21 protein-coding genes, 1 tRNA gene and 1 pseudogene are annotated in these 17,325 nt (G+C 46.2%); 18 read left to right on the forward strand and 5 right to left on the reverse strand.

Annotated features, from left to right (window positions below):
* Positions 1–134 precede the first annotated feature (134 nt).
* From ACE1AQ_RS20325 to ACE1AQ_RS20370, 10 genes are all read left to right on the forward strand, one after another.
* Complete coding sequence (locus ACE1AQ_RS20325; RefSeq protein ID WP_051011137.1) at positions 135–404, forward strand: hypothetical protein; 270 nt, start codon at positions 135–137, stop codon at positions 402–404.
* 164 nt (positions 405–568) lie between these two features.
* Entirely contained in the window at positions 569–1,252 is a 684-nt protein-coding gene (locus ACE1AQ_RS20330) for a PHP domain-containing protein (protein ID WP_008196516.1), read from the forward strand.
* A gap of 223 nt (positions 1,253–1,475) precedes the next feature.
* Entirely contained in the window at positions 1,476–3,374 is a 1,899-nt protein-coding gene (locus tag ACE1AQ_RS20335; RefSeq protein ID WP_008196518.1) for an NAD(P)H-quinone oxidoreductase subunit F, read from the forward strand.
* 180 nt (positions 3,375–3,554) lie between these two features.
* Positions 3,555–3,626 (forward strand) — tRNA-Thr (locus tag ACE1AQ_RS20340).
* A 232-nt stretch (positions 3,627–3,858) separates the two neighbouring features.
* Positions 3,859–4,122: a hypothetical protein gene (locus ACE1AQ_RS20345; protein ID WP_008196520.1), complete on the forward strand. Its 264-nt coding sequence runs from the start codon at positions 3,859–3,861 to the stop codon at positions 4,120–4,122.
* A 90-nt stretch (positions 4,123–4,212) separates the two neighbouring features.
* Complete coding sequence (locus ACE1AQ_RS20350; RefSeq protein ID WP_002781887.1) at positions 4,213–4,566, forward strand: metal-sensing transcriptional repressor; 354 nt, start codon at positions 4,213–4,215, stop codon at positions 4,564–4,566.
* A gap of 66 nt (positions 4,567–4,632) precedes the next feature.
* Entirely contained in the window at positions 4,633–4,815 is a 183-nt protein-coding gene (gene rpsU, locus ACE1AQ_RS20355) for a 30S ribosomal protein S21 (RefSeq protein ID WP_002738938.1), read from the forward strand.
* A 140-nt stretch (positions 4,816–4,955) separates the two neighbouring features.
* Entirely contained in the window at positions 4,956–5,609 is a 654-nt protein-coding gene (upp, locus tag ACE1AQ_RS20360; protein WP_008196546.1) for a uracil phosphoribosyltransferase, read from the forward strand.
* A gap of 14 nt (positions 5,610–5,623) precedes the next feature.
* Positions 5,624–5,911 carry a hypothetical protein gene (locus ACE1AQ_RS20365; protein WP_008196548.1) on the forward strand — a complete coding sequence of 96 codons (288 nt, stop codon included), beginning with the start codon at positions 5,624–5,626 and terminating at the stop codon, positions 5,909–5,911.
* A gap of 145 nt (positions 5,912–6,056) precedes the next feature.
* Positions 6,057–6,932, forward strand: a complete 876-nt coding sequence (locus ACE1AQ_RS20370; RefSeq protein WP_008196551.1) for a Uma2 family endonuclease — start codon at positions 6,057–6,059, stop codon at positions 6,930–6,932.
* Positions 6,933–7,125: 193 nt separating this feature from the next.
* Here the strand turns inward: ACE1AQ_RS20370 and ACE1AQ_RS20375 are convergent, their stop codons facing one another.
* Positions 7,126–7,791: a hypothetical protein gene (locus ACE1AQ_RS20375; protein ID WP_008196554.1), complete on the reverse strand. Its 666-nt coding sequence runs from the start codon at positions 7,789–7,791 to the stop codon at positions 7,126–7,128.
* A gap of 260 nt (positions 7,792–8,051) precedes the next feature.
* Between ACE1AQ_RS20375 and ACE1AQ_RS20380 the strand changes: the two genes are divergently transcribed.
* The gene (locus ACE1AQ_RS20380) at positions 8,052–8,906 is read left to right on the forward strand and encodes a Uma2 family endonuclease (protein ID WP_110545358.1); all 855 of its coding nucleotides are present in this window, start codon (positions 8,052–8,054) and stop codon (positions 8,904–8,906) included.
* A gap of 109 nt (positions 8,907–9,015) precedes the next feature.
* Here ACE1AQ_RS20380 and ACE1AQ_RS20385 read toward each other — a convergent pair whose 3' ends face one another.
* A complete protein-coding gene (locus ACE1AQ_RS20385) occupies positions 9,016–9,144 on the reverse strand; it encodes a PEP-CTERM sorting domain-containing protein (RefSeq protein ID WP_374809112.1) in 129 nt (42 codons plus the stop codon).
* 392 nt (positions 9,145–9,536) lie between these two features.
* Positions 9,537–9,992, reverse strand: a pseudogene (locus ACE1AQ_RS20390) (PEP-CTERM sorting domain-containing protein); the annotation flags it as partial.
* Positions 9,993–10,328: 336 nt separating this feature from the next.
* On the opposite strand from ACE1AQ_RS20390, the gene ACE1AQ_RS20395 reads away from it, so the two are divergent.
* The 7 genes from ACE1AQ_RS20395 to ACE1AQ_RS20425 all read left to right on the forward strand — a co-directional run bounded on the left by ACE1AQ_RS20395 (position 10,329) and on the right by ACE1AQ_RS20425 (position 15,525).
* Positions 10,329–11,225 carry an ABC transporter permease gene (locus ACE1AQ_RS20395; RefSeq protein WP_002781901.1) on the forward strand — a complete coding sequence of 299 codons (897 nt, stop codon included), beginning with the start codon at positions 10,329–10,331 and terminating at the stop codon, positions 11,223–11,225.
* Between the two features lie 276 nt (positions 11,226–11,501).
* Positions 11,502–11,834, forward strand: coding sequence for a hypothetical protein (locus ACE1AQ_RS20400; protein ID WP_008196562.1), 333 nt, complete (start codon positions 11,502–11,504; stop codon positions 11,832–11,834).
* A 150-nt stretch (positions 11,835–11,984) separates the two neighbouring features.
* Positions 11,985–12,176 carry a DUF2862 domain-containing protein gene (locus ACE1AQ_RS20405; protein WP_002742483.1) on the forward strand — a complete coding sequence of 64 codons (192 nt, stop codon included), beginning with the start codon at positions 11,985–11,987 and terminating at the stop codon, positions 12,174–12,176.
* Between the two features lie 22 nt (positions 12,177–12,198).
* On the forward strand, positions 12,199–13,275 hold the full coding sequence (locus ACE1AQ_RS20410; protein WP_008196574.1) for an ArsA family ATPase: 1,077 nt from the start codon (positions 12,199–12,201) through the stop codon (positions 13,273–13,275).
* A 6-nt stretch (positions 13,276–13,281) separates the two neighbouring features.
* Positions 13,282–14,262 (forward strand): chlorophyll synthase ChlG, encoded by a 981-nt coding sequence (chlG, locus tag ACE1AQ_RS20415; protein WP_106909536.1) that lies wholly within the window; start codon positions 13,282–13,284, stop codon positions 14,260–14,262.
* 275 nt (positions 14,263–14,537) lie between these two features.
* On the forward strand, positions 14,538–15,266 hold the full coding sequence (locus ACE1AQ_RS20420) for a Bax inhibitor-1 family protein (RefSeq protein ID WP_008196578.1): 729 nt from the start codon (positions 14,538–14,540) through the stop codon (positions 15,264–15,266).
* Positions 15,267–15,354: 88 nt separating this feature from the next.
* Complete coding sequence (locus tag ACE1AQ_RS20425; protein ID WP_002742489.1) at positions 15,355–15,525, forward strand: high light inducible protein; 171 nt, start codon at positions 15,355–15,357, stop codon at positions 15,523–15,525.
* 51 nt (positions 15,526–15,576) lie between these two features.
* On the opposite strand, the gene ACE1AQ_RS20430 is transcribed toward ACE1AQ_RS20425, so the two are convergent.
* Positions 15,577–16,197 carry a hypothetical protein gene (locus ACE1AQ_RS20430; protein WP_008196592.1) on the reverse strand — a complete coding sequence of 207 codons (621 nt, stop codon included), beginning with the start codon at positions 16,195–16,197 and terminating at the stop codon, positions 15,577–15,579.
* Positions 16,198–16,676: 479 nt separating this feature from the next.
* A partial coding sequence (locus tag ACE1AQ_RS20435; RefSeq protein ID WP_374809109.1) for a Uma2 family endonuclease occupies positions 16,677–17,325 on the reverse strand: 649 nt, incomplete at its 5' end.

A 17,325-nucleotide genomic window follows, 5' to 3' on the forward strand; every position in this document is an offset into this window, starting at 1 on the left:
TGAAAGGCAATGCTGAAAAACAAATATCTCAAGCAGTGGTCGTGCATAGTTTCAGACGAGGCAAGAGGCACTCTTGCAAAAGGCAAAACACTGGCCTGCTTAACCCAGAGCTTGCCGAACGCCTTTGGTTAACTATGGCTGTAGCCACTCTCTGGATGGTTATGCTGGGTGGAGAAGCAGAAAATCAATTTCCGAAGTGCCAATTTGTCGCAACTTCCCCCCCCCAACATACTGTCTTTAGAAAAACTCTCCATCTCAAACCCTTAGGTCAGATTTCTGGTTTTCTGCTGGGTTCTATTACCCTAATTGCTGATTTACTAAAAGGTTTGTCGATTCACCTTCATCGTTGGAGTTCTTTCCCTCCTACCCTCGTTAATGCTTTTTACCACTCCCGTTCCTCTTAGTTGTAAAATACTTACATCTGTCAGCCTCTCCCCTCTCCCCACTTCCCCATACCGTTGAAACAGGATTTAGTATTACCGGTGACAGCAGCTACCCAGTTCTTTTTGTTATTTGTTATCCTGATTGTTAACAATTTGTAATCTTTGGGAAAGTTCCTCAATACTGCATGGTCGTCTCTGCTACAATTCCACCCCTAGCTCAAGATACCCTCGCCCTGAAAGCGGTGTGGGCAAATATTGGCTATGATAGTTGTCCCCACCATTACAATTTCCATCTTCACACCCATTGTTCCGATGGTCAAATGAGTCCCCAAGACTTGATGAGACAAGCTTTAGACATCGGACTAAAAGGATTAGCAATTACCGATCATCACTCGATCGAAGGTTATCGACAAGCGCAAATTTGGCTGGAAAATCAGCATTTAAAGAGTTCTCCACCCCATCTCTGGACAGGGGTAGAAATTACGGCGAATCTCTTAGAGACAGAAGTGCATATTCTTGGCTATGGTTTCGATCCCGCTCACACCCTCTTGACTCCCTATCTGCAAAGAACCAAACCGGAAGGAGATCTCGCTTTGGCCTCTAGAGTCATTACAAGTTTACAGCAAGCGGGGGCTTTAGTGGTTCTGGCCCATCCCTTTCGTTATCATCGTCCCGCAGCTGATTTAGTGGCGGCGGCGGTAGAATTGGGTATTGATGGGATTGAGGCTTTTTATGCCTACGGCAATCCCAAACCCTGGCTACCCAGTCAACGGGAAACCGAACAAGCTCTCGCTCTTAGTCGTCAATATCAATTATTCGCCACCTGTAGCACCGATTCCCACGGTAAATCTTTATTACAGCGCATTTAGCCTGATCGCAGGATTAACTGTAAAATACCTAAATTGACTAAACTCGATCCCTGCTCGATCGAGTGTTAGTTTTTTATGGCCAAAAACAGGGAAGTGGGGAAGTGGGGAAATGGGGAAGTGGGGAAATGGGGGAATGGGGAATTTCAACTAAAACCCTAACACCCTAACACCCTAACACCCTAACATCCCAACACCCCAACACCCCAACACCCCAACACTCTGAATGAAAGATTTATTCCTTTACACCTGCTGGTTAATTCCCATTTATGGCTTAATTGGTTCGATTTTAACCCTACCTTGGTCTTTAGGCATTATTAGTCGGACCGGTCCGCGGCCGGCAGCTTATATTAACCTATTGATGACCGTCTTAGGGTTAATACACGGATCGATCGCTTTTAATCAAATTTGGCATCGAGAGACGATTAAACTGGCTTTTGAATGGGTAAAAGTGGCCGATCTTAGTTTATCCCTTTCGATCGAACTTTCTCCCGTCAGTTTAGGGACGCTGGAAGTGATTACCCTCATCAGTCTCTTGGCCCAAATCTATGCCCTTGGCTACATGGAAAAGGATTGGTCTTTGGCGAGATTTTATGGCTTAATGGGCTTTTTTGAGGCAGCTTTAGGAGGAATTGCCCTGAGTGACTCCCTACTATTCAGTTACGCCTTCCTAGAGATGTTAACGGTCTCTACCTATCTCCTCGTCGGTTTTTGGTATGCCCAACCTTTGGTCGTAACCGCGGCCCGAGATGCCTTTTTAACCAAGCGCGTCGGCGATATTATTTTATTGATGGGGTTGGTGGCTCTGTCCAGTTACGGGGAGGGATTGAGTTTTTCTCAGTTAGAAAATTGGGCGGTAAATAACCCTGTACCGCCTCTGACGGCGACTTTATTAGGATTAGCCCTTATTGCCGGTCCAACGGGTAAATGCGCCCAATTTCCCCTGAATTTGTGGCTAGATGAGGCGATGGAGGGACCCAATCCAGCCGGAATCCTGCGGAACTCGATCGTGGTTTCGGCGGGGGCCTATGTTTTAATTAAGCTGCAGCCGGTATTTACCCTATCTCCGATCGCTGCTGATGTTTTAATAGTGTTGGGGACAATGACGGCAATTGGTACTTCTCTGATGGCCTTGTCCCAAATTGATATTAAACGGGTTTTATGCCACTCCACCAGCGCCTATCTCGGTTTGGTCTTTATTGCGGTGGGATTAGGTCATGTGGATATCGCCTTACTAATTTTATTCTCCCATGCGGTGGCAAAAGCCTTATTGTTTATGAGCGCAGGAGCCTTAATTCTCACCACCAGTAACCAAAATATCACGGAAATGGGGGGAATTTGGGCAAGAATGCCGGCTACAACCATGGCTTTTTTAGGAGGTTCCGCAGGGATGACGGTTTTAATGCCCCTAGGGATGTTTTGGACGTTAAAACGGTGGTTAAGTGGCGAATGGGCGATTCCTTGGTGGTTATTAGCGGTTTTAATCTTTGTTAATTGTCTTAGCATCGTCAATCTTACTCGGGTCTTTCGTTTAGTCTTTTTGGGACAAACCCAAAGTAAGACCCATCGCACCCCGGAAGTGGCCTGGCCGATGGCTTTGCCCATGGTATCGTTGATTTTAATCGTTTTATTGGCCCCGATTATTCCCCTACGTTGGGATTTTTGGCTATCTTTCACCAATCCTCTCGTTAATAACCAGAGTTTTACTATTGTCTGGGGTTTTCCCTTACTGATAGCCTCTGGGGTAATTGGCCTAGTTATTGGGTTAATGGTAGAGTTAAGACGAGCTTGGGCGAGACCAACTGGGTTAATACTGCGATTCCTGCAAGATTTGTTCGCTTATGACTTCTATCTCGATCGCATCTATCAGTTTACCGTGGTTTTAGCGGTGGGCAGCCTGTCAAAAATTACCGCTTGGCTCGATCGTTATATTATTGATGGTCTGGTTAATTTGGTCAGTTTAGCGACGATTTTTAGCGGCAGTGCCTTAAAGTATAATGTTTCTGGTCAATCACAGTTTTATGTTTTGACTATTCTTTTGGGAATAGGGGGATTAATCTGGCTCTTATTAAACGGTCAATGGTCACTGATAACTGATTATTGGTCATCCCTGTGGACTCATTGAACCTCTGTGTATCGCTCCCTAGTCTTCCGGTCGCGGACTAGGGAAGAGGAAAGCAGCCTGGTGAATAGGCTCGACGGGGACAGACGGTTAAAATCGGTCTTAGCTTAAAACCCCACACCCGGCCCCAGGAAAAACTTTTTCGGCAAGCCCTATTTGTGTTATAATAGGTTGGTCAAAAATGCTGGTGTAGCTCAGTGGTAGAGCAGCTGATTTGTAATCAGCCGGTCGCGGGTTCAAATCCCATCACCAGCTTTAATCTCTCACTCCTAATCGAAAGTCAGGAGAATCAAATAATAGTCGATTAAATGGTGTATTCACAGATTTTAGACAATTTAATCCTTATTTTTGCCGTTTTTGAACCCTGAAAAATTAATTATGCAAGAGGTTCACTAAAGCTAATTGATATAATTAGGGTTGACCGAAAAAGTTTTTCTTGGGGGTAGGGTGTGGAGTGCCGGTAGCCGGTTACTGTTCACTGATAATAATGAATACGGCCAATTTTATCCGACAAAGAGAGATTTACAAAAACTGGCACAATTATCAATCCAGGTGTCAAATTTTGCGATCGCAACTTGGTTTTAATCAAGTGCCTTCCTCCCGTCCCCAAACCTGCATCGGTTGTCGTCACTACCACGGTCAGTCCTACGGTCAGAGTCGAGAAACCCGTCAGCGTCTAATTTGTGGATTTCATCCCTCCGGTTGGAATCAAGAGGAAAATTGCCCCGATTGGCAAACCGAAGACCCCTAAACGGAAATTCAAACCAGACAAAATCATCCTAGGGACTGGGGTTCGCAACTGTGGCACACTAGAGAGTAGAACTGAATTGACGGTAAGCCCTTGACTAATCAAATTACCCCTTTCGACCCCCTTCACAACCACGACGAGACGGGCCATGACCACGAGTCAAAAGGGACCCCCCACGTCCATAGCGAAGCTTCCCTGAAGCAAATTATTAACCGTCTCTCGCGGATCGAAGGACATATTCGCGGCATCAAGACGATGGTATCGGAAAATCGTCCCTGTCCCGAAGTTTTGATGCAAATTGCCGCTATTCGCGGAGCGATTGATCGCGTCGCCAGAATGATCCTTGACGAACATCTGAGCGAATGTATTGCCCGGGCTGCCCAGGAAGGTAGTATCGAGACAGAAATTGAAGAATTAAAGGCCGCCTTGGATCGCTTTTTACCCTAGATTGTGCTATAATGAGAAGTTGGCATTTTTTAGGCAGAGAGCGATTACAGGAGGTGAATTAGGTTAATGACCCAAGTGGTAGTTGGTCAGAACGAGGCGATCGAATCGGCCCTGCGTCGTTTTAAGCGACAGGTAGCGAAAGCGGGAATTTATGCGGATATCAAAAAGCATCAATTTTTTGAAACCCCTCAAGAAAAGAGAAAGCGTAAAGCAGTAGCCCGGAGACGACAAAGAACCCGTCGTCGTTAAAATTCCCCAAGTCAGAAGTCGCTCGAAAGCTTCTGGCTTGCTTTTATTTTAACCTCTGTTTTGGGGGTTGGGAAGCGGGAAGTGGGGAGAAAAAAGCTGATAAGATAAAGTTTAGCCCTCGATCGAGTTCTAGTGTTTTCATGGTTTTACAACTGCGCGTCTACGTTCCCGAACATCCTCTGGTTAAGCATTGGTTAGCGATCGCACGCGATCAAAATACCCCCTCGGTACTGTTTAAAACAGCGATGACGGAACTAGGGCGCTGGTTAACCTACGAAGCGGCGCGGCAATGGTTGCCGACCCTGGAAACTAGCGTTAAAACCCCTCTAGCGGAATGTCCGGCTACTTTTATCGATCCTAGCGTACCGATCGCCGTAGTTCCGATTTTACGGGCAGGATTAGCCCTGTTGGAAGGGGCCCAAAGCCTTTTACCCCTAGCTAGAACCTATCACCTCGGTTTAGCCAGAAATGAGGAAACCCTAGAGGCAAGTTGTTATTTAAATAAATTACCGGCCAGTTTTGATCCGGCCACGAGAGTGTTAATTCTGGAACCGATGTTAGCCACGGGGGGATCAATTTCAACGGCAATGGCAGAAGTTACCGCCAGAGGCGTTGATCCTGACCTGATTCGCGTGATTTCCGTGGTGGCTGCCCCGCCGGCTTTACAGAAATTGAGTCAAAATTATCCCAGCTTGAACATCTATACGGCTATTATCGATGAAGGATTAAATAGCCGCGGTTACATCGTGCCGGGGTTGGGCGATGCCGGCGATCGAGCTTTTGGAACCTATTAGGAGAAAAAGGGATTATGAGTCAGCGAGATGGGTTTGCGGGCGGTTTTTTAGCTGGTGCGATTGTCGGTGGTTTAGTGGGCGGTGTTTTGGGGACAGTGTTGGCTAATCGCGGCCGCCGCGGTTTAGTAGCTGTTGACAATCAGTCTTTTTTAGAGGAGATCCGCAATGGGCGCTTGACTCCAGAGGAAGGCATGGAAATGGCCCGCCGCAGTTTAGAAGATAAAATTGCCCAGTTAAATCTAGCGATCGATGATGTGCGTCAACAGTTAGGATCGGTACAGGAAAACGGCAGCGATCATTAAAATTGGGCTGGCTGAATCAATCTAAAAACCTTTTTGGATAAGCTATGCCCGCACATTTAAATTGCTTGTGGAGATGAGGCAAAAAGCAAGGCACAAGATTCTCCGTTAGAATTAGCAGTAATCAAACACCACGCTTGTCGGAGCTATGGTTAACCTCACCTATAACAAAAATTGCCCTCTTCCCAGTGCCGAAGAATTACCCTCTTCCGACGAAACTCCAGTGGACAATCAGTTACAAAATGATATTCCCAACCTACTGCTAAGTTTATTAGCCTTGATTTGGACCGGTCGAGATGATTGGTATTTTGGGGTAGATATGGCTGTCTATTATAATCCAGAGGAATCAGCTTTTGTTCCCGATGGTTTCTTAGCGGTTGGAGTCAACCATGATACGGGAGAAAGAGGTCGGTTAAGCTATGTTTTGTGGGGAGAAAAGTACATCTTGCCGATTTTGTTTTTAGAGGTGGTTTCCGAGAAATATAATAGTGAATATGAGGAAAAATTCTTAAATTACCAAACCCTGGGCATTCTGTATTATGTAATTTACAATCCTTTGAGTGGGAGAAGAGGAAGATTTAAAAACCGACAAAGATTAGAGGTATATAAATTAATCTCAGGGAAATATGAGCTTCTAGAAAGTGAGAATAATCGAGTTTGGTTGCCTGAAATTGGCTTGGCGCTGGGTTATGAGAAAGGAGAACATATTGCTTGGTATCGGGAATGGTTATACTGGTATGACCAGTCAGGAAATCGCTATCTAACGGCTGAGGAAAGAGCGATGAACGCAGAGGCGATCGCTGCTCAAGAACGTTTGGCTAAACAAGAGGCTGAAGCGATCGCTGCTCAAGAACGTTTGGCTAAACAAGAGGCTGAAGCGATCGCTGCTCAAGAACGTCTGGCTAAACAAGAGGCTGAAGCGATCGCTGCTCAAGAACGTCTGGCTAAACAAGAGGCTGAACAAAAAGCCATCCGGCTGGCTGAAAGGCTCAGAGCGCTTGGAATTAACCCCGATGAAATGTAGGCTCTGACTTCTCCAAGGTATAAGCGCCAGTGCTTCTCTAATTTCCCTGGCCGTGCCTTGGATTACTGTTGCTTGTGTAGTCATGATTTTTTATCATTCTAGGGCGAATCCTAGCATAATTCGTGACTGAGATGCTACTCATAACCCCCCAAAAAAGAGAGAGGAAACCCGCGTCTCCTCTCCCTTGTAGGCATTATTTCCTCGCTTTGCGGACAGCACCCCCTAGCATTAAACCGCCCAGGGTGATATAACCAAGAAGGCTAGAGGGTTCGGGAACAGGAGTCGCATTAAGTGTAACGTTATCGAAAACTAATTGTGTCCCCCCATTATTCGGACGGTCAATAGAGATGCGAATTCCCGCACCCTGATCGGCAATCCCCGCCAGATAAGAAGTGTTGAACGATAAGAACACTCCTCTTGACGAAAAGGAACTCTGATTGAATGTAAAACTTGACAAAACGGTATTATTATCACTCCGGCGAAGCGAAATTGTACTGTTCGGCAAGGTCAAGTTGCCCGGTTCATCTAGACGAATACCTGCAAATAAATTGAGCGTGTATCGAGTTCCGGCTTGATAAGTGGCGGCTACATCTTGACGGATCGATCCACCATTGAAAGCAATAAGAGCCGCCTGCGAACCGTCGGGTACTCCGCTTGGAAATTGAGTCGCATTGAATGGCTGAACCCCCGCATTGCCACTACTCACAGTCCAACCGGTAATAACTGGTGAAAAATTAGGGTTTGATGGTGTCTCGAAGGAAAAATTATTGACAGTCACGCTTGCAGCCTGTGCCGCACCAGTTCCCAGAGTAGCCAGGGCAACCCCGACGGATAGAATGCCGAGTTGTTTTATTTTCATGAAAAAGGGTTAATGGTAAATGGTTTAAGTGCGCGACATTTCGATTCGGGTTAAGCAATAGGGCAACCCAAAACAATGACCAGCGAATGCTCAAAGACAAAATACACACCTTCCCCCCCCGCATTGTATCAAAAGCTACAATTTAATAAATATTTACAGTCCTCTCCCCCAGGGCTGACGCCGCGACAGTAATCACAGTTACAATGTTTGAGAGGTCTGAGTGGTAACTGATAACTGATAACTGATAACTGATAACTGAAATGACTACACCTACCTTCACCATTCCCCAATCTGACCCTTCCCTTTCCCCCCGGCAATCCCTGCCGACGATGTACGATTTACCTAGTGATAATCCACTTGAACCCGGTTTGCCTGACGAATTTCACCTATTACAACCTCAGTTATTACTGCTGACTTTTCAGCCTCCCAACTGGGAACCAGAGCTAGTTTTTAGCGCCGCTGACCTTAACCTTTACTACGATGTCAGACACCCTCAATGGTACAAGCGTCCTGATTGGTTTGGGGTGGTTGGTGTTCCTCGTCTCTACGATGGCCATGACCTGCGCTTAAGTTATGTGATTTGGCAGGAAGGGGTTTCCCCTGCGATTGTGGTGGAATTGTTGTCTCCAGGTACGGAAAATCAAGATTTAGGCGAAGAACTACGCCAACCAGAAGAACCGCCAACTAAGTGGACAGTTTATGAACAGATTTTGCAGGTTCCCTACTATGTAGTTTTTAGCCGCTATACTAACCAACTTCAAGCGTTTGAACTGGTAGATGGTCATTACCAACCCGTGACTTTAGTGGAGGGACGCTTACCGATTCCTCAACTGGAATTGAGCTTGGGTTTGTGGCAAGGTTCCTATCGGGGAATTGAGCGGCTATGGTTGCGCTGGTTGACGCTGGAGGGAGAGTTGATTCCCCTGGCCGATGAGGAGTTAATTGTGGCGAAACAAGAGGTTTCTGTGGCTAAACAAGAGGCTTCTGCGGCCAAACAAGAGGCTTCTGCGGCTAAACAAGAGGCTTCTGCGGCCAAACAACGAGCAGAACAACTAGCGGCACGATTGCGGGAATTAGGGATAGATCCTGAAACTATTCCTCAGATTGACTTTTAAATTTAGGCAGAGCCTAAATGTTTGGTTCCAAGGCTCTGCCTTGGAACCAGGTATCAAAAACCCCCCAAAAAAGAGAGAGGAAACCCGCGTCTCCTCTCCCTTGTAGGCATTATTTCCTCGCTTTGCGGACAGCACCTCCTAGCATTAAACCGCCCAGTGTGATAAAACCAAGAAGGCTAGAGGGTTCGGGGACAGTTACAGGCTGAGGCGGCTGCGGCACCGTCAACACACCCGACATCCCATAAAACACATTTGTAATCCCAAATAGCACTTGGTCGTCAGACACCCAATTCGATCCAGAGGAGCTTGATAGGCCGGCAATAACTTGAGTTCCGCTGCCTAAGTAGTACAAGTTGGCGTTCTCTGCCTCGCCCGACGTCGAGGATCCTGTAAACACAACAGAAGAGCCAGCGGAGCAGCAATTCTAAATTTGGACTGTAGCAAGGCTTTTGGGGGTTAGTTCGCATAATAGGGGGTCAAATTGAATGGGATTGCAAATTTCATGTCACGAGTCTTCAGGCTTTTGACGTGATAGTACACCCAAAGTTGCCCCAAAAATCCCCCTTTAAAATGTTCTTTAAATCCCTAAAAGGCTTGCTATGTCTAAAACTGAGAATTGCTGCCAGCGGAGGAATCATTTGGCGTTACAGAGATTGCTGTTTGTATTGAGCCATCCCAGAGATCGGCATTATTGTCGGCGACCCGGTTGCCATCTATCAGGTAGATGGGAACACCCAAACTCGATGGATTAGTACCTGTATTATCACGGGCAGCGACCGAAGCGGTAGAACCGATCGCCTTCCAAGTAATCGTATTCGGGTCAAATCCTGCCGCATATAAAGCCGTATCGAGAGCCGTATCTATATCGGAGGTTCCGAAGGTAGCTTGATTGGTAACAAAGGTATTGTAGTCGTTGATGTCGGTACTCTGAGCATCCCGCGCGCCAGAAGTCACAAACACCAAACGATACTGAGCGCCGGGAGCCAAGCCAGGTGGGACGACCACCAAAGCAGCTTGTGCCGCACTAGCCGTTGCCAGAGTCGCTAGGGCAACCCCAGCGGAGACAATGCCGAGTTGTAATTTCATCAAAAGAAAAGGGTTAATGGTAAATGGTTTGAGTGCGTGACATTTCGATTCGGGTTAAGCGATCGGGCAACCCAAAACAATGACCAGCAAACCTAACAGTGAGGAGCATACACACTTCACACCCTCCGCATTGTATCAAACGCTACAATTTAATAAATATTTACATTCCTCTCCCCCAAGGCTTGCGCCGCTTGTATATTGGAGAAGTGGTAGGGTGTCAGCCTTTTCTTCGAGAGGATTTGCTGATCACCAGAACCCCAAGAGAGCCATCTGATCACTTATAAACTGTTGACTATCCAAATTACTCGTTAAGACTGCATTAGAGGTAAATATTTCATGAGCCAAACCATCACACCTTCTTCCTTAAAAGCTAGTTTAGCCCCCAATCCCACTAGAGCAGCAACGGTGGACGATGGGGGAAATGTGCTAGGGGAATTTCTGCAAGAAACTCTGGCCATGACTAAACGTCTGTTCATCCAATTACAACGTCGTCCTTCAACCCTAATCGCGGGGGTAATTCAGCCCTTTATGTGGCTGATTTTATTCGGGGCATTGTTTTATAAGGCTCCCCAGGGTCTATTCGGCAACGATCTCAGTTATGCTAAATTTCTCGCCCCCGGGGTGATTGTCTTTACCGCTTTTTCTGGGGCCCTCAATGCTGGTTTGCCGGTAATGTTCGATCGAGAATTTGGCTTCCTTAACCGTCTGTTGGTAGCACCTTTAACCACTCGTTACTCGATCGTGGCCGCTTCTACCATCTATATTATCGCCCTCAGTTTCATCCAAACCGCCTCGATCGTGGCCGCTAGTGCCTTTTTAGGGGCAGGATTGCCCAGTTTAGCTGGATTAGGTGCGATCGCTTTGATTGTTTTCCTAATAGTTTTGGGTATGACTGCCTTAAGTCTCAGTTTAACCTTTGCTCTCCCCGGACATATCGAATTAATCGCCGTCATTTTCGTCACCAATTTACCGCTTTTATTTGCCAGTACCGCCCTCGCTCCCTTAAACTTTATGGCAGATTGGTTACAAGTAATCGCTAGTCTCAACCCTCTTACCTATGCGATCGAACCAATCCGTTATATTTATTTCAATCAGCACTGGTCTTTTGATAGCATAGTCTTACAAACCCCTTGGCTTGACCTCAATTTCTTGACAGTTTTAGCCCTGCTCTTCGCTTTTGATCTGCTAATCCTTTTGGCAATTCAGCCCTTACTTCGTCGTCGTTTTGCTTAAATCAGTTATCAGTTATCAGTTATCAGTTTACTGTTCACTGAAAAGCCTACAACTTTCTCACCACCAAAAACTAGACAAGTAAGTAGTTATAATTAAATTGAAGATAGATTTTGCCTCTGATCCCCCCTTAGTCCCCCCTTGATAAGGGGGGTGCCTATCCCCCCTTAGTCCCCCCTTAATAAGGGGGGTGCCTATCCCCCCTTAGTCCCCCCTTAATAAGGGGGGTGCCTGACAACTTTTAACACCTACCCACTTAATTTTCTGAGGAGTTAGATTATGAATACTCAAAAAATGTTGCTCAAATCGTCTTTATTCCTAGCTACTGTTTTATTGGTCGGGGCTGATTTTAGTCCGCAAGTGTTAGCTCAAAGCTTGAACCCCAGTCAACCGGACTATCAAAAAAATGAACGTAGTTCCGATGGCAGGGATGGTCTCGGTGGTTTTAATCCTTTAGACTTGATTCATAATAGTAATTTTCGCCGTAGTCGGGACGGATCGGAATTTCAGGAAGACACCCTCAATAATATCAACGAAGCGGCCGAGGAGTTTAAACGCAAGCAAAGGGAACAACTGGAAAATCGGCAAAATCCTGCCCCAGAAACCAAATAAAACCTTTTTGCTAGTATATATGATCGCTAAGTGCAGATGATCTGAGAAAGACCAGTAACTGAAGATGATTGGGGGGTTTATCTGACACGAATTTATATTAAACTTAGGATTGGTTTATTGAATTATCGTCTTATTAAAACTGTGGAAGTAATGGAAATCGGGCAAAAAGTCAAGGTCTGTCGCTTAAGAGACCGCGTTAACTCGGATGTAGCGGGTAAATTGGGTAAAGTGGGTGTCATCAAAAATTTTAAGATGACCGATGGCAGCGGTGTTGGTGCTGTTGTCCAGTTCGATGATAAGACCGCTACTTGGTTTTTTGAGGATGAACTCAAACTCATCTAAATACAACGCTTAGGAATTAATTATGTCCTTAATTTTGACCTTTTTGGGCAAGGGGGGCAGCGGTCGCAGTACGATAGCGATCGCTTCGGCAAAGAAAATGGCTGGTCTGGGGTCAAAAGTTCTCTTGATCGGTCAAGATTCCGGCCCTGCTTGGGGATTACTCCTCAAGGCCTCCCCTAGCTCCTCCATTACGGAAATTGCCCCTAATCTCTCGGTTGTGCAGCTTAGTAGTACACAGTTACTAGAAAAAAGTTGGGAAGAAGTCAAGGAATTGGAAAAGCAGTATTTGCGTTCTCCCACCTTGAAAAATGTTTATGGTCAAGAGTTGGGCATTTTACCCGGAATGGACCAAGCTCTAGCTTTAAATTTCCTGCGGGAACAGCATAAAAGCGGAAATTACGATGTCATCATCTACGACGGCAGCGGAGATATCAACAGTCTGCGAATGTTGGGGATTCCCGAGGTGGGTAGCTGGTATTCACGGCGTTTTCGGCAGGTTTTCAGCGATTCCGAGATCGGTCGCACCCTTTCCCCCTTTTTCCAACCGATTGCCGCTGCCGTGCTGAATTTCTCCTTTAATCCCGACGGTTTAGGTCAGAAGGGCGATAATAACATTTTAGACGAGGGGCGCTCCGCTTTAGCCGATCCTCGGCGAGTTTTAGCCTATCTAGTCACCAATGATGATCCAATTGCGATCGCAGAGGCCAAATATCTTTGGGGTGGGGCGCAGCAAATCGGTTTAAATGTGGGGGGAGTGATTTTTAATCGCTGCCAGAGTGCTACGGAGGATTTTGCCCCGCTGCCAGCCGCGATTTTACCCGACCGTCAAGGAGAAGATTGGCAGGAGTTAATCGCCGAGTTACCCAATTTTCTCACAGTGCAGCCGCCCAAACCGTTAATAATCGATACGGCAGCCGCTCAGGTCAAGGTTTATTTACCCGGATTCGAGAAAAAACAGGTAAAACTGACGCAATCGGGTCCAGAATTAACCATCGAAGCCGGGGATCAACGGCGTAATATTGATGTACCACCGCCTCTAACCGGAAGATCGGTAAAAGGGGCAAAATTCCAAGACGGTTACTTAATTATTTCTTTTTAAGGGATTATGTCGAACACCGAGATCGAAAACAAGGACGAGCGGGGGGCCAAAACTCGCCAATTATTGGGCATGAAAGGGGCCTCATCGGCAGAAACCTCCCTCTGGAAAATCCGCTTACAATTGATGAAGCCGATCACTTGGATTCCCCTAATTTGGGGGGTTGTCTGTGGGGCTGCTTCATCGGGTAATTATACTTGGTCTTTAGAAGATGTCTTAAAAGCGGCCACCTGTATGTTACTTTCCGGTCCGTTGATGACCGGTTATACCCAAACTTTAAATGATTTTTACGATCGAGAAATCGATGCAATTAATGAACCCTATCGTCCGATTCCTTCGGGGGCAATTTCTATTCCGCAAGTGGTCGGCCAGATTTTGGTTTTATTAGTGGGTGGATTGGGAATAGCTTATCTTCTCGATCGCTGGGCCGGTCATGATTTCCCGATCATGCTTTGTTTAACCCTATTTGGTTCTTTTATTGCCTATATTTATTCAGCGCCACCCTTAAAATTAAAACAAAATGGTTGGCTAGGAAATTATGCCCTCGGTGCTAGTTATATAGCATTACCTTGGTGGGCAGGTCACGCCCTTTTTGGTCAGTTAAATGGGACAATTATGATCCTAACCCTCATCTATAGTCTGGCGGGGTTAGGCATTGCTGTAGTTAACGACTTTAAAAGTGTGGAAGGTGACGAAAAATTAGGCTTAAAATCCTTGCCAGTTATGTTTGGAATTACCACTGCCGCTTGGATTTGTGTGATTATGATCGATGTTTTTCAAGCGGGAATTGCTGGCTATCTCATCAGTATTCATCAGAATCTTTATGCCGCTATTTTACTGTTATTAATTATCCCTCAGATCACTTTCCAAGATATGTATTTTCTGCGGGATCCGCTCAAAAATGATGTCAAATATCAAGCCAGCGCCCAGCCTTTTCTAGTGTTAGGAATGTTGGTGACAGGTTTGGCTTTAGGTCAGGGGATACTCTAAAAGATTGTAATTAATAAAAACAGGAAATATCCAGTTGACGGGCGAGGATCGCCTTGAATCGGTCTTCGGTTTAAGGTAACTTAAACGGTTAAGAGGGGAGAAAACTGTGGCTTCTAGCTAGATCCCTAGTCTTTTCGTTACAATCAAGAGGGAATCGATGCCGGGGAGAAGATTACTTTTTTTCTTCCCTGCGATTCAGCATTCTTGACGAACTAATCAAGAATAGTTTCTGTTTAACAAGATTGATTCAGACAAGTATCTCGAACCTAGTCACCATGAGTAATACCAGTAATTTTCGTCAAGCTTTACGCGAGGCTAAAAGCCAAGCACTTATCGGCCCTAATGTTATCCCCAAGGCCCTGCCCTATCTCGGTGGCGGTCTAATTTTGACTGCGGTGGGAACCTATGGCGGTTTAGGTGTGATCCAATCCTATCCCCAGATTTTCTTCCCGACTTTCTTTGTCGCCCTGGTTGCCGAGATTATTTTATTTTTTGTCGCGCGTAGTAGTGCGGAAAGCGGCAATAAAAGCACTGCTCTGCCCCTGCTGACTCTCTATAGCCTTCTTTCTGGCTATACTCTCAGTGGAATCGTCTATGTGGCCCTAGGTACTTCCGGTGTTGGTTTGCGAGGAGTGGCAATTGCTGCCCTCGGTTGCGGCCTCGCTTTTGTGTTGGGACGGAATATCGGCTCGAATCTGTCGGAAAAAGATGGTTTGGCGCTGACTCAAACCGTGAGCATCGGTATTCTCGCTCTTTTTATTGTTCTCATTGGTCAGCTAATTTTCTTTATCTTTACTGGTGCTAATCCCACCTGGTTAGAAATCGCTATTTCTGGCATCGGGGTTTTCTTGTTTGCCGGCTCCGCAGTCGTGGACTTTTACATCTTGCCCCGTACCTACAGAGATGAACAGTATCTCAGTGCTGCTTTATCGATGTATTTGACCTATATCAACCTATTTATCTTTATTCTGCGCCTTTTAATCGCCCTTAACGGTCGGGATTAGGGCAAATAGGGAGGAGTTAGAAATTAGTTACACCCTAAGTTCTAACTCCGCTAGAATAGTAAAGAAATGTAAACGGCCTGTAAAGATTATGACTGAACCACAACCGACTCAAACCCCCAAATTAGAAGACCCCAAATTTGGCTTTAATGACTATGCCGAGCGCCTCAACGGTAGGGCTGCTATGATTGGTTTTGTGATCACCCTGTTGATCGAGTATCTCACTGGCCAAGGTCTGCTATCTTGGTTAGGGTTACAGTAGTTTTTTAGGCTTTTTTAGGCATTCTAGGGGAAATACAGCCTTGAGTGTTAGTTAACGCATACAGGCTTGATGATTTTCCCCGTAGAATCCTTGTAAGACCGAATCACCTCGCTGTTGTGGTGTGCCGTGGGAGTTATTGGGGGCCTCAAAATCGCCCACTTCCGAGGCCGCTTCCGCCAGAAGTTTTCCTGCTATTATATAATCCTGTTTGGATAAACCTCTCGCTTCGGTAAATAACCAGGAAAGGGTATCTCCCGCTAGACAATCGGCCTGTAATTCAATGCCGATGGTCATCCCACCCTCATCGATGCCACCGATACCCCGATTCCACTGAACAGCGTGAGCGGCCTCGTGAGCGACGGCGTAAAGGGGAAATAGGGGATTATCACTAATGCGAGTGACTTGCTGGAGATTGACATAAACTGTATTATCTACAGTGCAGAAAGCCGCTAGGGAAATTACGCCGCAGGGAGTGGTTATCGGGGCATTACTTAACAAATACTTAAAATTGATCTGGTGTAATTGAGCCGTATATTCAATTACCGCTTCTAAGGCATCCGTAATATCGTCTGCTTGCGCTCTCTGGGCTAGAGGGGATAAAATCAAGAGGGAACTACAAGAAACAGCAGATATCAGGGATAATAACCGTTTACGGCCAGAGTTAGGGTTCATGGTACTAACAAAGTCGGGAGTGAGGAAGAGGTTTAATTGATCTGAATTAGCCTACCGCTATGATCACAATTCTAAAGGCTATATCTAAGACTTCCAGAGAAAATACAGAATTTACGCAGCTTTTGATCGAAGTTTACAGAATTTCTCCTCAAGGTTGAGGAAATTAATTTGGCACGACTACTTAGGGTTTGCGGCAAAAAGTTTTTCGGTGGTGGCAGGGTGTGGCCCCCCCCAACCCCCCCGACATCGGGGGGGCAGGTGGGGTGTGGGGTTTTATCGATTTTCAGGTGGTCAACTACCTAATTTTCAGGGAAAAAGTACCTGAATTTTCCCCCTGATCACTCCCATGCCTGGTACTTTTTGATTGACAAAAAGTCTAAAAGTCTTACCCAACAAGGTTTTTAGATTTATTCAGCCAACCCTACTTATTGTCTTGAAAATATGTCCGTCAGTCAGGCAAAAAGCTCCCCACACTTGTACTATAAATCTATCCCCATTTCTCGCAAACGGGCCTCCAGCTGTTGAGAACGCTGTCTTTCCGCTTCCAGCGCTTGCTGAGTAGCATTTAATTGCTCTTGGGCCGCCGCTGCTTGCTCCTGGGCTGCTTCTTCTGGCAAGGGGATTAAATTGCCTTCTGGGTCATAAAATCTCGCCCAAATTGCCGTTTCTCGGTCAATAGTCCCCTCCCAAGTTCCCAACCAATAGCCTAAGCTTTCGCACCATAACCAGCCGCGCTCGTTTCGTTCTAAAGAATGGTAGCGTTGGTCGGCCCCTAAATGCCATCCTTGTAAAGAATTGCCATCAAAAGGATCGTAGATGAAATAATCTGGCGTGCGGAAGGTTCCCTCATAAATGGCTTTTTTTCGCACTTTATCGGTTCTTGCGGTACTAGGAGAGGTTAATTCCACGATAACGTCAGGATAACGTCCCTCTTCTTCCCAAATTACCCAACCCTGTCGCTCTCTCTTGCCATCGACATTGAGGACAGCGAAGAAATCGGGCCCGCGAAAATCGCGATTTTTCACCTGTTCGCGGCTGAAATAAATAAACATATTGCCACCGGTGTAGAAGTCGTCTCGCTCGCCGTAACCCTGCTGTAGGGAGCGAATCAAGACATTCATGGCAATG

This window comes from Microcystis sp. BLCC-F209 (genome assembly GCF_041928595.1).
GTDB lineage: Bacteria > Cyanobacteriota > Cyanobacteriia > Cyanobacteriales > Microcystaceae > Microcystis.

Excerpts from the sequence above, each read along its gene's own strand:
- ACE1AQ_RS20325 (WP_051011137.1), top strand. The coding sequence starts at position 135 with ATGGCTGTAGCCACTCTCTGGATGGTTATGCTGGGTGGAGAAGCAGAA.
- ACE1AQ_RS20330 (WP_008196516.1), top strand. The coding sequence starts at position 569 with ATGGTCGTCTCTGCTACAATTCCACCCCTAGCTCAAGATACCCTCGCC.
- ACE1AQ_RS20335 (WP_008196518.1), top strand. The coding sequence starts at position 1,476 with ATGAAAGATTTATTCCTTTACACCTGCTGGTTAATTCCCATTTATGGC.
- ACE1AQ_RS20345 (WP_008196520.1), top strand. The coding sequence starts at position 3,859 with ATGAATACGGCCAATTTTATCCGACAAAGAGAGATTTACAAAAACTGG.
- rpsU (WP_002738938.1), top strand. The coding sequence starts at position 4,633 with ATGACCCAAGTGGTAGTTGGTCAGAACGAGGCGATCGAATCGGCCCTG.
- upp (WP_008196546.1), top strand. The coding sequence starts at position 4,956 with ATGGTTTTACAACTGCGCGTCTACGTTCCCGAACATCCTCTGGTTAAG.
- ACE1AQ_RS20365 (WP_008196548.1), top strand. The coding sequence starts at position 5,624 with ATGAGTCAGCGAGATGGGTTTGCGGGCGGTTTTTTAGCTGGTGCGATT.
- ACE1AQ_RS20370 (WP_008196551.1), top strand. The coding sequence starts at position 6,057 with ATGGTTAACCTCACCTATAACAAAAATTGCCCTCTTCCCAGTGCCGAA.
- ACE1AQ_RS20375 (WP_008196554.1), bottom strand. The coding sequence starts at position 7,791 with ATGAAAATAAAACAACTCGGCATTCTATCCGTCGGGGTTGCCCTGGCT.
- ACE1AQ_RS20380 (WP_110545358.1), top strand. The coding sequence starts at position 8,052 with ATGACTACACCTACCTTCACCATTCCCCAATCTGACCCTTCCCTTTCC.
- ACE1AQ_RS20385 (WP_374809112.1), bottom strand. The coding sequence starts at position 9,144 with ATGTCGGGTGTGTTGACGGTGCCGCAGCCGCCTCAGCCTGTAACTGTC.
- ACE1AQ_RS20395 (WP_002781901.1), top strand. The coding sequence starts at position 10,329 with ATGAGCCAAACCATCACACCTTCTTCCTTAAAAGCTAGTTTAGCCCCC.
- ACE1AQ_RS20400 (WP_008196562.1), top strand. The coding sequence starts at position 11,502 with ATGAATACTCAAAAAATGTTGCTCAAATCGTCTTTATTCCTAGCTACT.
- ACE1AQ_RS20405 (WP_002742483.1), top strand. The coding sequence starts at position 11,985 with ATGGAAATCGGGCAAAAAGTCAAGGTCTGTCGCTTAAGAGACCGCGTT.
- ACE1AQ_RS20410 (WP_008196574.1), top strand. The coding sequence starts at position 12,199 with ATGTCCTTAATTTTGACCTTTTTGGGCAAGGGGGGCAGCGGTCGCAGT.
- chlG (WP_106909536.1), top strand. The coding sequence starts at position 13,282 with ATGTCGAACACCGAGATCGAAAACAAGGACGAGCGGGGGGCCAAAACT.
- ACE1AQ_RS20420 (WP_008196578.1), top strand. The coding sequence starts at position 14,538 with ATGAGTAATACCAGTAATTTTCGTCAAGCTTTACGCGAGGCTAAAAGC.
- ACE1AQ_RS20425 (WP_002742489.1), top strand. The coding sequence starts at position 15,355 with ATGACTGAACCACAACCGACTCAAACCCCCAAATTAGAAGACCCCAAA.
- ACE1AQ_RS20430 (WP_008196592.1), bottom strand. The coding sequence starts at position 16,197 with ATGAACCCTAACTCTGGCCGTAAACGGTTATTATCCCTGATATCTGCT.